At 73.3% G+C, this 13,974-nt stretch carries 10 protein-coding genes and 1 pseudogene; 3 read left to right on the top strand and 8 right to left on the bottom strand.

The annotated features are described in order from the left end of the window. Positions 1 to 36 precede the first annotated feature (36 nt). The 4 genes from ACWGDX_RS26135 to ACWGDX_RS26120 form a co-directional block, all read right to left on the bottom strand. Entirely contained in the window at positions 37 to 3,477 is a 3,441-nt protein-coding gene (locus ACWGDX_RS26135) for an SAV_2336 N-terminal domain-related protein (protein ID WP_453629301.1), read from the bottom strand. Between the two features lie 7 nt (positions 3,478 to 3,484). Then, on the bottom strand, positions 3,485 to 4,567 hold the full coding sequence (locus tag ACWGDX_RS26130; RefSeq protein WP_453629299.1) for an AAA family ATPase: 1,083 nt from the start codon (positions 4,565 to 4,567) through the stop codon (positions 3,485 to 3,487). A gap of 139 nt (positions 4,568 to 4,706) precedes the next feature. Beyond that, entirely contained in the window at positions 4,707 to 6,812 is a 2,106-nt protein-coding gene (locus ACWGDX_RS26125) for a VMAP-C domain-containing protein (RefSeq protein ID WP_453629298.1), read from the bottom strand. Next, positions 6,809 to 7,438 (bottom strand): CU044_2847 family protein, encoded by a 630-nt coding sequence (locus ACWGDX_RS26120; protein ID WP_453629296.1) that lies wholly within the window; start codon positions 7,436 to 7,438, stop codon positions 6,809 to 6,811. The genes ACWGDX_RS26125 and ACWGDX_RS26120 overlap by 4 nt, the downstream gene beginning before the upstream one ends. A gap of 188 nt (positions 7,439 to 7,626) precedes the next feature. Here ACWGDX_RS26120 and ACWGDX_RS26115 point away from each other — a divergent pair, with 188 nt between their 5' ends. Beyond that, the gene (locus ACWGDX_RS26115; protein ID WP_453629294.1) at positions 7,627 to 7,809 is read left to right on the top strand and encodes a DUF6104 family protein; all 183 of its coding nucleotides are present in this window, start codon (positions 7,627 to 7,629) and stop codon (positions 7,807 to 7,809) included. Here the strand turns inward: ACWGDX_RS26115 and ACWGDX_RS26110 are convergent. Continuing rightward, the gene (locus ACWGDX_RS26110) at positions 7,730 to 8,623 is read right to left on the bottom strand and encodes a hypothetical protein (protein WP_453629292.1); all 894 of its coding nucleotides are present in this window, start codon (positions 8,621 to 8,623) and stop codon (positions 7,730 to 7,732) included. The two genes, ACWGDX_RS26115 and ACWGDX_RS26110, sit on opposite strands and share 80 nt — an antisense overlap. 170 nt (positions 8,624 to 8,793) lie before the next feature. Here ACWGDX_RS26110 and ACWGDX_RS26105 point away from each other — a divergent pair, with 170 nt between their 5' ends. Next, entirely contained in the window at positions 8,794 to 9,702 is a 909-nt protein-coding gene (locus tag ACWGDX_RS26105) for a DUF4097 family beta strand repeat-containing protein (RefSeq protein WP_453629290.1), read from the top strand. Position 9,703: 1 nt separating this feature from the next. Then, positions 9,704 to 10,768: a helix-turn-helix transcriptional regulator gene (locus ACWGDX_RS26100; protein ID WP_453629288.1), complete on the top strand. Its 1,065-nt coding sequence runs from the start codon at positions 9,704 to 9,706 to the stop codon at positions 10,766 to 10,768. Between the two features lie 255 nt (positions 10,769 to 11,023). Here ACWGDX_RS26100 and ACWGDX_RS26095 read toward each other — a convergent pair. The 3 genes and pseudogenes from ACWGDX_RS26095 to ACWGDX_RS26085 all read right to left on the bottom strand — a co-directional run. After that, positions 11,024 to 11,116 (bottom strand): annotated as a pseudogene (locus ACWGDX_RS26095) (Clp protease N-terminal domain-containing protein); the annotation flags it as partial. A gap of 34 nt (positions 11,117 to 11,150) precedes the next feature. Then, complete coding sequence (locus ACWGDX_RS26090) at positions 11,151 to 12,113, bottom strand: zinc-binding dehydrogenase (RefSeq protein WP_453629286.1); 963 nt, start codon at positions 12,111 to 12,113, stop codon at positions 11,151 to 11,153. Positions 12,114 to 12,235: 122 nt separating this feature from the next. Further along, the gene (locus tag ACWGDX_RS26085) at positions 12,236 to 13,561 is read right to left on the bottom strand and encodes an NAD(P)-dependent malic enzyme (protein ID WP_453629284.1); all 1,326 of its coding nucleotides are present in this window, start codon (positions 13,559 to 13,561) and stop codon (positions 12,236 to 12,238) included. Positions 13,562 to 13,974 lie beyond the last annotated feature (413 nt).

The following is a 13,974-nucleotide window of genomic DNA, read 5'->3' as shown; positions in this document are numbered from 1 at the left end:
CTCGTCTCCCCGTAGCCCTGTCGTGGAGCGCCCGGCTCAGCGCTCCAGCTCGGCCAGTCGCTCCATGGTCGATCCGGCCGTCCCACCGCCGCCGTCCGGCAGCTTGCGCCATTCCGTACGGGCCGCCCGGTATGCCTCACGCGCGGCTCGGGGCCGTCCGGCCCTCTCGTATGTCATACCCCGCCAGTGGTACGCCTCAGCACGCAATCGGACGGCTCGGAGCCGCAGTTGCGGACTCTCCAGTTCCTCCTCCGCCGTCCTGGCCGCGTCCGCCGCGTCCCGGAACGCCTCGGCCGCGTCGTCCAGCCGGGCCGGCCGGTGCAGGGTCCGGTACGCGTCGAGATGGGAGCGCCCCAGCTCCAGCCAGCAGCGGGCCTCGGTCAGCGGTTCGTTGGCCTCCTGGGCCGCGAGGCCGAAGAGATGCTCGGCCTCCCGCAGATCCACCCTGTCGTCGTTGATCCGGTGGCGCAGCATCAGCGCCTGTCCCAGCATCAGCAGCCGCTCGGCCTGGCGCGCGGTGCCCGTCACCGTCTCCGTACGGCAGTCGCGCAGCACCCGCACGGCCGCACCGGTGTACGGCGCTCCGTCGGGCAGTTCGGCGCGGCGCAGCAGGGTGGCGCCCCATTCGGCGAGCAGATCCGCGTGGGCCCGGGTGTCACGCGCGGTGCCGCGTGCCGCGCGGGCGAAGCACTCGGCCGCCTCCTCAAGATCCGCGGGGTCGCCGGAGCGTTCGTACCGGGCGAGGCACACCCGCGCCGCGCGCGCCCTGAGCGAGGCGAGCAGCCGCTCGTCCCGTACGGTCGCCAGCGACTGTTCGATCAAGGTTCCGGCCTCCTCAAGACCTTCGCCGGAGCGCAGCAGGGCGTCCACCAGATCCAGCAGAATCCTGGCCTGGGTGGACACGGTGTGCGCTCCCGAGCCCGGCGCGAGGGCCTTGCGCAGCGACCGCGCGGCCTGGGTCGCGTACACCTGTGCCTGTTCGGTGTCGCCGGTCGCCCCGGACAGCCGCAGCAGGGTGCGGCCGTGGGCCAGGGGCAGTCCGACGGGACGGTTCTCCTGATCGGGCCAGACGTCGGCGAACGCCTCCAGCATGCCGATGGCGCCCTGGAGGAGCGCGCTGTCCCCGCCGAGACGCCACTGCGCCTCCAGCGCGCGCACCCGCTCCAGGGTGAGCCGCAGCGCCTCGCCGGGCTCCAGACCGGGCGCGGCGCAGGCGACGGTGTACTCACGGTCGGCGCGGCGCAGCAGCTCCAGCGCGCCGCGCCGGTCGCCGCGCCGGCGCCGGTCGTCGGCCGCCGCGTGCAGCACCTGTGCCAGCACGGCCCGTTCGCGGACGGCCCGGGGGTGCGCGGCGGCCCGCTCGGCCGCCCGTACGGCCTCACGGAGCAGTTCGCCGCCGCCCTGGACCTCCCACAGCCGCAGCAGACAGCGGGCGGTCTCGGCCCACAGCTCGGGGTCGGCGGCGCCCGGCGCCTCGCGCTCGGTGGCACCGCGGAGCTGCTGCACGGCGTCGATCAGATACTGGACCATGCCGTCGGACTCGAACTGACGCACGAGGACACGGGCGCTCTCCACCGCGGCGTTGGTGGTCCGGTCCTCGGGACCGGGTCCGCCCGGATCGCTGTCGGTGAACTGCTCCGGCAGCGGCATGAAGCGCTCCAGCACCCGGGCCGCCACCTCGGCGAAGGGATGCGGGACCCGCGGTCCGCCCCCGCCCGGCTCCCCGTTCTCCCCGGCGTCGGTGCCGTCGGGGCCGAACGCGCCGTCGTCGTCCAGGCTGCCGCGGGGAAAGAGCGGTCCATGGCTGCCGTCGCCGAGCTGCGCCAGCGCCAGCGCCGGGAAGTTCGGACCGCCCCTGCCGAACCGCTGCTCTATGTACTCCGAGCAGTGCTTGAGCACGAGCATCGCCTCGTCCCGCCCCAGCGGTCCCAGCAGCGCCTCCTGCACCCCGGGGGCGAACTCGTACCACGGACCGTCCTCCGCGCTGTCGCTCTTGCTGCGCGAGAGCAGTCCGCTGAGCAGCACCTCGGCGAGTTCCGAGGGGCCCGAGTCGGGCAGCATCGTGCGCTGTACGAGCTGCATCACCGGCAGATAGAGCGGAGCCGCCGCGAGATAGACGGCGAGCTGTCCGGCGACCGGGGAGGCCGCCGAGCGGAACCGGCTGACGAGCTGGAGCGAGGACATCCGGTCGCCGGGACGCGGCGGGGGCGCCGCCGGATGGTCGGCGCGCACCCAGCCGACCGCGCCGGAGATCCGGCCCGCGCCGGTGCCCGACAGCAGCCGGGCCCAGGCGCCGAGCGCGCCCGCGACCGGCGGCAGTACGGGGATGGCGAGGGCGCCGGGGTGTGCCGCCGCGCCCGCCGATGTCTCGTCGCTGACCTTCAGCACGGCGGCTCCCGCGAGCCCTTCGCCCCGGGAGAGCACACCGTAGGTGACGGGCAGCCGGGTGCGGTTCCACATGCGCTGCGGCAGCGGTTGCAGTACGGCGGTGGGGGCCTGGCGGCCGAGCTGGTGCAGCAGCCGGTGGGCGCGTCCGCTGTGCCAGAGCGGTCCCGCGCAGTCGCTGACGACCACGGTGACCCGGCGGCCGGTCGGATCGCTGAGCCGGTCGGCGGAGCTGAGGGGCGCGGCGGCCGGGTCGGGGCTCCTGCTGACGGCGGGCGCTCCGTCGGGGCCCTGGTGCAGATACCGCACCTGGACATCCCGGAAGGCACCCAACTGGCCGAAGATCTGCTGGAGTTCGCCGAAGAGCCGCTCCCACACCCGCATGGACGACGAGGTGTCCATGACGAACTGAAGGAGCGCGTCCGCCCGGGACACCCCACGGAACACCGGAATGATCAGCCCGCCGGCACGGGCACTTAGTTCAACGGTCGCCACCTCGTCCAGGGTACGGCGCAACGGCGGCGCCGCGGGACGGTATCGCTGGAGCGGGCGCAGGGCGCGCTGGAGTTCCAGGGGCGCGGGCAGCGCGGGCGCCGCGGGCACTCCGAGGGTCAGCGCCGCCGAGGCACCGCCCGACCTGACCCGCGACCCGCCATCGCGGGGTACGGGATAGAGCGCGATCCGCCGGTCGGGGTCCGGGGGTTCGGGCCGCTGGAGCGGCTCGTCCACCGGGCCGTCGTCGCCCGTACGGTCCTCATCGCCCGGCCGGGTGACGGCGAGCGGTCCGGGGCCCGTCGGCTCGGAACCGGCGCGGAGTCCGTCCTCCGTCTGCGCGCCGGCGGGCCGGCCGGGCGGGAGGCCGCTGGTCTGCCGCGCCAGCCAGATGGCATCGCAGAGCTGTTCGGCGTCGGGGTCGAGACCGGCCTCGCGCAGCCGGGCGACGAGCGCGGTGAGCAGCGCGCCGTCGTACGGCGGCCCGTTCCCGCCGGCGGGAGACCGCTCCGGGGCATGCCCGCGTCCCGGCTCCGGGGCATGCCCGCGTCCCGGCTCCGGCTCGCTGTCCGGGCCGTGCCGTACCGTGACGTCGGGCATCAGCGCATCACCTCGGCCGGTCGAGTCGCTGGATGAGCAGGTCGGCGAGCCGGTCCCGGCCTGCCGGGGCGGCGGCGTCGGTGAGGTAGATGGCGTTCAGAAGCTGGTCGGTGGAGATCAGTTCACTGCGCGAGCGCTCCAGGAAGTGGGCGATGAGGTCGTCTCCCGCGCGGGCCGCCTCGTCGCCGAGATGGGCCCGTACGAAGGTGGCGAGCCGCTGATGGTCGGGGCGGCCCAGCTCCAGATGGATACAGCGGCGCATCAGCGGCGCCGGGAAGTCGCGCTCGCCGTTGCTGGTGAGGACGACGAAGGGGAAGGCCCTGCACTGCACCCGGCCGCCCCTCACCTTCACCTTCGTACCGTCGTCGGTGAGCACCTCTGCCTCGCCGTCGGGCAGCCGGTCGGCGATGCGCTCCAGCTCCGGTATGCCGAACTCGCCCTCCTCCAGCACATTGAGCAGGTCGTTCGGCAGGTCGATGTCGCTCTTGTCCAGCTCGTCGATGAGCAGGACACGGGGCAGCGCGGAGGGGAGCAGGGCGGTGCCGAGCGGGCCGAGACGGATATAGCTGCCGATGTCCGCCGACGGATCCCGGTACTCCGCGCCGCCGGTACCGGTGCCGTCCGCGCCGCCGGTACCGGTGTCGTCGGCGTCATCCGTGCCGCCCGGACCGGACGAGCCCCGGTGCGCGGCGATCTGCACATCCTGGAGCCGGGCGATCGCATCGTAGTGGTAGAGCCCGTCCAGCAGCGTGGAGCGGCTGACGATGGGCCAGCGCAGCACCCGGCCGAGCCCCAGCTCATGGGCGACCGAGTGGGCCAGGGTGCTCTTGCCCGCGCCGGGACTGCCGGTGACCAGCAGCGGACGCCGCAGATAGAGCGCGGCATTGATCATCTCCAGCTCCTCCGCGCCCGGCCGGTGCAGCTCCGCCTCGTGCCGGTAGCCGCCGAGCCGCCGGTCGGCGGAGCCGTTCGACGAGGTGTCGTCACCGCCCGCGAAGTCCCGCCAGGGCGGTGGCGGCGGAAGCTGGCTGATGCCTCCGTGCGGTTCGCCGGCCCCTCGGTAGATGAGCCACTCGCCGGGTTCACTCATCACGTGATCCTCATCGTCACTCGTCCGCCGGGGCGGTCTGGGGCAGTCGGGAGGGCCGAACACGCGTCGCCGCGAGGACGACGTGCATCACCGTAGCGATCCGCCGCTGACCCCGTAAGAGGCCCGTGCGCAGGCCCGTTCACGGCGCCTCCAGAAGCTGTCCCGATCCGGGCAGGGGGTGGTGCGGGTCGTCGTAGTAGAGCGCCACGCCGTCCGACCAGTACATCTCCGTCCGGCCGGCCCGCACCCCGCGTCTCAGCTCCTGGATCTTGCGCGGGAGCTGATCGGCCGTCCTGGCCTCGGCGACGGTGTCCAGCGCGCGGCGGTGGAAATCCGCGCAGACCATGTCGGTCCTGTCCTCGCCGCGGCGCAGCAGGGCGATGTGGAAGCCCCCGCGCACCACCCGGGTCAGTCCGGCCGCCGTCTCGCCGTCGGGCCGGTCCCCGTACCGGCAGAGCACCGGCACGGTCTCGTACGCCAGCGCCCGCAGGTCCTCCTCCATCGGTACGGGTACCCGCAATCCGTCCTCGCAGTCGATGATCTCGCCCCGCATCGCGACGCTCCAGGTGCGGTTCCACCGGGCCCTGTGCTCACGCGCCTCGCCCTCCGAGAGCGGCGGCTCGGGATTCGAACAGCGGACCACCACCGGGCGTACGACACCGAGCGGCGGCTCGTCGCGCGACAACTGCCAGCGGTCGACCTCCAGACCGAGCTGCGCCTGGACGACGGCGACCTGGAGCACGGCGGGGCTGTCCGGTTCGTCGCACCGCCGGAACGCCTCGGCCAGCGGCGCGGCGAGTCTGGCCGGCAGGTCCTGGGCGGGGGTGCCCCTGCTGTCCTCCCTGACGGGCACCACCTCGCCGGTGTGCCGGGCGACACCGACCCGCCAGTCGTAGCTGTCCCGCTCCCAGCCGCGCGGCTCCAGCTCCAGCAGGACGAAGGAGCCCTCGCCCTCCACGGGACGCTCGCCGTACGCCGGGGACGCGCGCCGCTGCGCGCGGTCGGTGCGGTGGCGGGCCGCGGACCAGAGCCGGGTGATCTCGTTGCGGAACTCACGCGAGAGCCGGTCGTCGGCGATCCACTTCACCCAGTTCCAGAGCGCCTCCTCGGCCGCCGCCGTGGAGTGGGTGACATAGGGGCGCTCGGCGGAGATGACGCTCATGCAGTAGCGCAGGACGAGTTCGAGCGCGGCCTCGCCGCCCCTGGTCTCGTACAGCGCGCCGAGCCCGTCCCGCCAGCTCCTCGGCGCCGGATAGCGGTCGACCGAGTGGACGTTCGGCAGCCGGACCAGCAGATCGAGCAGACCGCGCGTGGAGACCGGCGGCGGCAGTTCGGCGAGTCTGCCGAGCAGGATGATGCGCTGCTGCGGGGTGAGCGCGCGGTCGGCGCCCGCGCCGAGTCCGCTCTGCACATCGGCCCAGGTGCGGCCGGTGCCCACCCGGCTGGTGTGGCGGTCCGCGTGATAGCGGTCATGGGCGTGGAACACGGCCTGGTAGTCGTCGTCGGACTCGGCTCCGGCCATCGCGGCGGGCACCGGCAGCGAGCGGAGCTGCTCGATACCGATCGAGGTGCCGCCCAGACCGCCGACGAGCTGCGACTTGAGCACACCGACCACCTCGCCGCGGGCCGGGTCGACGGCGGGTCCGCCGGAGACACCCGGCGGCAGCAGGTCCCCGCCGAGCCGCATCTGCTCGTCCGGATCGCCCCAGCCGCCGAGCGTGCCCTGCACGGTGCAGAAGCCGCTGAGCCGCTTGAGCCGGCCGCCCACCTCCGTCCACCCGGAGTAGAGCACCTGCCCGCCGGCGAAGTAGGCCGCGGGCCGCTCGGTGACATAGACACAGGGGTGCTCGATGGGTCTGCCGAGTCTGATGAGCGCCAGATCGGGGCCGGGCCAGCTCCCGGGCGTACCGAACGAGCGTGCCGCGAGCGCGTCGCGCGGCGGCTCGGGAAGCGCGGCGACCACGGAGCCCGTCACCGACGACTCGCCCTCGCCGCTGCCGGGGCCGGTCTCGAAGACCACTGTCACGTCCCGCCCCTCCCCCTGCATCGCCACATGCGCACACGTGAGAACCCAGCTCGGGGCGATGAAGAAGCCGCTCCCCAGGAAGCCGCCGCCCGGTTCATCAGGGGCATACCCGTAGGCCGGGCCATGGATGCGCACGGTCGCCGCCGCGACGAGGTCCTTGAGCGCACGCCGGGTCTCGTCCGAGGCGCCCGGCGCGCCCCGGCCGAACCCGTCGATCATGGTCCGCTCCCGGCCGGAGGCGTGAGCCCGCCGGGGTGCGCCGGTGCGCCGGGTGGTGCGCCCCCGGGCTCCGCGCCGGGCGCCGGAGCCGTCGGCGCGCCCCCCGCCGATGCCCCGCCGGAGGGCGCCGCTCCGGACGGCTCGCCTCCGGGCGATGCCCCGCCGGGCGATGTCCCGCCCGGTGACGCTCCGCCGGACTGCGGCGCCCCGGAGGGTGCGGCCGTGGGCGGTGCCATCGCCTGGGGAGGCACGAGCGGCGCCGCCGACAGATCAGCGGGCGGTCCGCCGTTGTTCCAGGTGAGAGTCACCTTGATCGCCCCCTTGGCCTCACCGTCCGCGAGCAGTCCCACGACCTTGCCCGCCTTGGCGGTCAGTTCGATGCCGAACTCGATGCTGACCTCGTCGGGCCGCACCGTCCTCAGCGGTCCCGCCAGCGACCTCGCGACACTGGTGACCACCCCGTTCAGACTCTCCACCCGCGCCTGCACCTGATCGGCGAATCCGGTGTCCGAGTAGGTCAGCCCCCCGGAGGGCCGCCTCAGCTCCTCGGCACCCGAGATCCGGGCCCATACGGGCGTGCCGTCAGGCATCTCGATACGGGTGATACGGACTTCTCCGTCCTCCATGACGCCCCCGTTCCCCCAATTCCCCGCAGGTTAACGGCAGTACGGAGCCGAAGCGAGGCAATGGAGGAGGACGGCGATTCGCCCCCGCCCGGTTCCCCGGTGGTCCCGGACGCGGCCGGGAGGCCGGGCCGCGCGCCGCCGTACCGCCCCTCACCAGGCATTGAGGACCAGGCATTAGGCTGTTCGGCATGTACTTCACCGACCGTGGGATCGAGGAGCTGGAGAAGCGGCGCGGCGGGGAGGAGGTCACTTTCGAGTGGCTCGCCGAGCAGCTCCGTACGTTCGTCGACCTCAATCCCGACTTCGAGGTGCCGGTCGAACGGCTCGCGACATGGCTGGCCCGGCTGGACGACGAGGACGAGGACGGGTGAGCACCCGGCACGGTCCGGCGCGCAGCCGGTCGTACGCGAGCGTCAGCATCCCCTGAGTGATCAGCAGGGCACCGGCGAAGGCCCATCCCGCGCTGTGGCGGCGCGCCGCCCAGAGCGTGAGCGGGACACCGGCCGCGAGCTGGCCCGCACCGGCCAGCCGGGCCCGGGGGCCGCGCAGCCAGGGCCCGAGCGGCCCCTCCTCGACGACATCCAGCTCGGCCCGTACGGTGTCGCGCCAGCCCGCCCACTCCACCTGCTCGGCACCCGGCTGGACACGCGCCACCTCCCGCAGCCGGTCGGCCGGTTCACCCGGACCCAGCCCGACCGGGAGCACGACCCCGGCCCTGGAGAGATACGCGGCGAAGGCGAGCAGCCGGTCCCGGGAGTCGGCGTCCGGGTCCTGACGGGTCAGCGGTTCCAGGGCCGGGAGGTCCAGTACGGGATCGAGGCCGAGACGGGCCGTGAACGTACGCATCGCCTCGTCCTCGCCCACCGGGGTGCCGTCCGCCAGCCAGACATAGCCGACCGTGCGCCGGAATCCGGCCGCCAGGGTGTATCCGGCGCGGTCCGCGTCCCACCAGAGGGCGAGCACCGGCCAGTTGACGCCGACGGCGAGCGCGGTGGACCAGCCCGCGACCACACGGTCGACCGGCTCGCCGCCGTCCCGCCAGGGCTTGCCCTCGGGCACCAGCACGCTCCAGCCGGGGCCCGCCGGGACGAGCAACAGCCGTTCGCGGAGCAGATGGGCGGCGGGCCGTACCGCCGCCGGCTCGGCCCGGCAGAGCAGCAGAGCCCCCACGGAAGTCGCGTTCATGCCTCTTACGCTAGGACACTTCGCCCGGATATGAGCGCTATGCCCGTCGAGAGCCCCTGGGGTTCCCTCGGGTTCGGCCACCCGGCCTTGACTTCCCGGAACCGCGATATATCGTGTTTCTCAGGAGACGCGATATGTTGCGTCAAGGCAGGCCCTGGGAGGTCAGCACGATGCCAGAGTCGACATGGGAAGTCGCCGGGCCGACGAAGCTCGCCTTCGACGACCCGGTGACCGCGGTCCATGTGCGCATCGTCGACGGGACGGTGAATGTCGTCGGCACGGACGAGTCCGCGCCGAGCCGGCGGGGCGGCGCCCGGCTGGAGATCTCCGGTGTCGAGGGACCGCCGCTGACCGTGACCCGGAGCGGCTCCACGCTCACCGTGGCCCATGGGGAACTGCCCTGGAAGGGCCTCCTCAAGTGGCTCGACCGCGGCGGCCCGCACCGCAGCGCCGTCGTCTCCCTCGCCGTCCCCTCGGGCGCGGCGGTGGAGGTCGGGGTGGTCGGGGCGGGGGCCGTGGTCTCCGGGATGCGGGGACGTACGGACGTCCGGGGGGTCAGCGGCGACACCACACTCGTCGGGCTGTCGGGCGAGGTCCGCGCCGACACCGTCTCCGGAAGTCTGGAGGCACAGGCCGTCACCGGCGATCTCCGCTTCAACTCGGTCTCGGGCGATCTGACGGTCGTGGAGGGCGCGGGATCCTCCGTACGGGCCGACTCGGTCAGCGGCGACATGGTCGTCGACCTCGATCCGGGGGACCGGCCCACGGACATCAAACTGACGTCGGTCTCCGGCGAGGTCGCGATCCGGCTGCCGCATCCCGCGGACGCGCGGGTCGAGGCGAACACGGCGAGCGGCCGGGTGGCCAACGCGTTCGAGGATCTGCGGGTCAGCGGGCGGTGGGGGGCCAAGCGGATCACCGGCACGCTGGGGGCGGGCACGGGCACACTCAGGGCGACGACGGTGTCAGGATCGATCGCGCTGCTGAGAAGGCCGCCGGCGCGGTACGAACCGGCCGTCCCGGTGCCGACGGACGCGGTGCCGACCGACGCGGTGCCGACCGATGTGAAGGAGCTCTGACATGCCCCCGGTCTTCGCCCATGGCCGACTCCGGCTCTATCTGCTCAAGCTCCTCGACGAGGCGCCCCGCCACGGGTACGAAGTGATCCGGCTGCTGGAGGAGCGCTTCCAGGGCCTGTACGCGCCGTCCGCCGGGACCGTCTACCCCCGGCTGGCCAAGCTGGAGGCCGAGGGGCTGGTGACCCATGCCACCGAGGGCGGGCGCAAGGTCTACTCGATCAGCGACGCGGGCCGCGCCGAACTGGCGGGCCGCGGCGGCGAACTGGCCGATCTGGAGCTGGAGATCCGCGAGTCGGTCTCCGAACTGGCCGCGGAGATCCGCGAGGACGTACGGGGCGCGGCGGGACAGTTGCGCAGCGAGATGCGCGCGGCGGCCTCCGAGACCCGTAAGGACGGCACGCGGACGGACTGGGACACGGCGTTCGCGGACAGCGAGTCGTGGCGCGCGGCGAAGGAGGAGCTGAAGCGCGCGAAACAGGAGTGGAAGGAGCAGGCACGGCGCGCGAAGGACGAGTCCCGCCGGGCCCGCGAGGACGCGCAGCAGGCGCGCCGTCAGGCCAAGGAGGCCCAGGAGACGGCTCGTCAGGAGATGCAGCGCATCGCGAAGCAGGTCCAGGACCAGGTGCAGGACCACTTCCTGCGCGGCGACTGGCCGACGGGGGTACGGGAGGGCCTGTCGGAACTGGCCGGCCAGCTGGGCGGCCTGACCTGGGGTGCCAGGCCCGAGCCCACACCCGCCAAGCCCGGCGCCGGGGAGTCCGGGGCCGCCGAGCCCGGGGCCCGAGAGCACAGCTCCACCCGCCCCGGATCGGCCGAGCCGGCGTCAGCCCGGTCCAGTACGGCCGAGCCCATGGCACCGGCGCAGGACCCCGCCTGGCTCAAGGAGACCCCGGAGACCGGTGACCCTGCCCGCGATCTGGACCGTCTCCTGGACCGCTTCCGGGACGACATCCGGGACGCGGCGCGGGACAACGGCGTAACCCCCTCCCAACTGGCCTCCGCCCGCCGCCACTTGTCCACGGCGGCGGCCCATATCAGCGCGGTGCTGCGGTTGCCGGGGGACTGACGGGCGGCCCCGAATGGCCGAGAACGGACTGAAGTGCCTGTAGCGGGGCGGTTCGGAAGGAAGATATGAAGCCCCGGAACTGGACAATCGCGGCGGGCATTTCGTTCCTCGCCATGACGCTGACGGCGCTCCGGCGTCGGCGTGCTGTCCGGCTCCGCGCGAACGCACGGTGACCGACCGTCCCGTTCGCCGGGGGGCTGTCGGGCCGTCAGCCGGTCGCCGGAGGGGCTGACGGGGGTCCGACGGGGGCGCGCCGCCGAACATCGTCCGCTCCAGCGTCCCGTACGTCGCCCCGTGGTCGGCCAGGACCTCCGCCACCACGCCCGGCCTGGCCGTCAGAGCCAGGAGGCTCCGGGCGCCGCGGCCGGACGACGTCAGGGCGTCAGGGCGTCAGCACGACCTTCCCGAACAGGTCGCCCGCCGCCATCCGTTCGAACCCCTCCCGCGCCCGGTCCAGCGGCAGTACCGCGTCGATCACCGGACGTACCCCCGCCGTCGCGCAGAACGCGAGCAGATCCTCCAGCTCGTCCTTGGTGCCCATCGTCGAGCCGACGACCCTCAGCTCCAGGAAGAAGATCCGGGTCAGCTCGGCGTGCGCCGGGCGGTCACCGCTCGTCGCACCCGAGATCACCAGGGTGCCGCCGCGCCGCAGACACTTGATGGAGTGCGACCAGGTCGCCGCACCGACCGTCTCGATGACCGCGTCCACCCGGTGCGGCAGCCGCGCGCCCGGCTCGAACGCCTCCAGCGCGCCCAGTTCGACCGCGCGCGCCCGCTTGGCCGCGTCACGGCTCGTCGCGTACACCCGTAGCCCCGCCGCGCTGCCGAGGGCGATCGCGGCGGTGGCGACCCCGCCGCCCGCGCCCTGGACGAGCACGGAATCCCCGGGCCGTACCCCGGCGTTGGTGAAGAGCATCCGGTACGCGGTGAGCCAGGCGGTGGGCAGACAGGCGGCCTCCTCGAAGGTGAGACCGGCGGGCTTGGGCAGTACGTTCCACACCGGCACGGTGACCTGCTCGGCGAAGGTGCCCTGGTAGTGCTCGGTGAGGATCGAGCCGGTCTCCCGGGGCCCGACGCCATGACCGGTCTGCCCGATGACGGAGTGCACGACGACCTCGTTGCCGTCCTCGTCGATCCCGGCCGCGTCGCAGCCGAGGATCATCGGGAGCCTCTCCTCGGGCAGCCCCACCCCGCGCAGCGACCAGAGATCGTGGTGGTTGAGGGAGGCGGCCTTCACCGTGACGGTCGTCCAGCCGGGCCGTACCCCGGGCGCCGGGCGCTCACCCAGCACCAGGCCGGCGAGGGGGTCGTTGAAGTCGGTACGCGCTACGTAGGCGGCAAACATGATCTCGACCCTAGAGGCGCGGGGCGGCGCGCGGGAACTGTCCGGGCCTGTGACGCGGGCCGCGCCGCACCCGTCGAGGGGTACGACACGGCCCGTACGCACACAGCGCCGCCGACGGTGCGTCAGCGCCGCGCCACGCCCTCCGCGCGCGCCGCCGCGGCCACCGCCGCCGTCACGGCGGGCGCGACCCGCTCGTCGAACGGCGAAGGGATCACATAGTCCGCGGCGAGTTCGTCACCGACGACATCCGCGAGCGCGTTCGCCGCGGCGAGCTTCATGCCCTCGGTGATCCGGGACGCCCGCACCTGGAGCGCTCCCGCGAAGACCCCCGGGAAGGCCAGCACGTTGTTGATCTGGTTGGGGTAGTCGCTGCGCCCGGTCGCCACGACCGACGCGTACTGGTGCGCGATGTCCGGGTGGACCTCGGGGTTCGGGTTGGCCATCGCGAAGACGAACGCCCCCGGCGCCATCGAGGCGATCGCCGGCTCCGGCACCGTACCGCCGGACACGCCGATGAAGACGTCCGCGCCGGAGAGCGCGGACTCCAGCGAGCCGGAGAGCCGGGTCCGGTTGGTCAGCCCGGCGAGCTCCCGCTTGACGTCGGTCAGATCGCCGCGGTCCGGGCTGACGAGGCCCTTCCTGTCGGCCACGGCGACATCGCCGATGCCCGCCTCCAGCAGGAACTTGGCGATGGCGACACCGGCCGCGCCCGCGCCCGAGATGACGGCGCGCAGCTCGCCCAGGGGACGCCCCGTCAGCTTCGCCGCGTTCCGCAGGGCGGCGAGCGTCACGATGGCCGTGCCGTGCTGGTCGTCGTGGAAGACCGGGATGTCGAGCCGCTCCTGGAGCCTGCGCTCGATCTCGAAGCAGCGCGGCGCCGAGATGTCCTCCAGATTGACTCCGCCGAAGGAGGGCGCGAGCCGTACGACGGTCTCGATGATCTCGTCCGTGTCGGTGGTGCCGAGCGCCAGCGGCACCGCGTCCACCCCGCCGAACTGCTTGAACAGGATCGCCTTGCCCTCCATCACGGGGAGCGAGGCCTCCGGCCCGATGTCGCCGAGTCCGAGCACCGCCGTACCGTCCGTCACGACGGCGACGACCTGCGACTTCCAGGTGTAGTCATGGACCAGCTCGGGCCGGTCCGCGATGGCGCTGCACACCTTGGCGACGCCGGGTGTGTACGCGAGGGACAGATCGTCCTTGTCCCGGATCGGCACGGTCGCCTGGATGGCCATCTTGCCGCCGCGGTGCAGCGCGAAGGCCGGATCGAATGCCTGATCGAAGGGCTCGCCCTGAGCGCTGCCCGTACCGCTCCGGGCGCTGCCCGTACCGCCCTGAGCGCTCCCCGTACCGCCCGGACCGCCACCGGCGGTGCCACGGGCGGCGCCACGGGCTGTGCCACTGGTGCCGGCGTCGGTGCTGCGAGGATTCACGATCTCCGCTGCCATGTGCTGATGACCCCTTACGTCTTCATGGTTGAGGGTGGCCACTCCTGGTTGAGGAGGGGTGGGTGGGCACCGCGTCCGTGCCCCGCGAGGGCGGTTGGCCCGCCCGGCGGGGTCCCTGCGGACGCGCGGGCGCGCCGCACACGCGCCCTGGGCCCCGGATGAGGGGTGTGATGTCCTTCTTACCCGACGGACCTCCGCGTCCACGAGTCCATATGGCCGCGACGACACGACCCATGGCCGAACCGTCCGACATCGCTGACATACGGCATGGATCATGTTCGGGAACGGTAGGGAACCGGAGATCCTCCGGCCGGAAGAAGGCATTCCAACAGATGGTCCGGTCTTGAGGTACCGCCATGTTGGGGGTGGGGGGTGTCCCGTTACCCGATTTTGACATGCTCGGCCCCCTGAAT

Source organism: Streptomyces sp. NPDC055025 (assembly GCF_053608565.1).
Note: the sequence above shows the minus strand (reverse complement) of the source record. Positions and strands in the feature narration are given on the sequence as shown.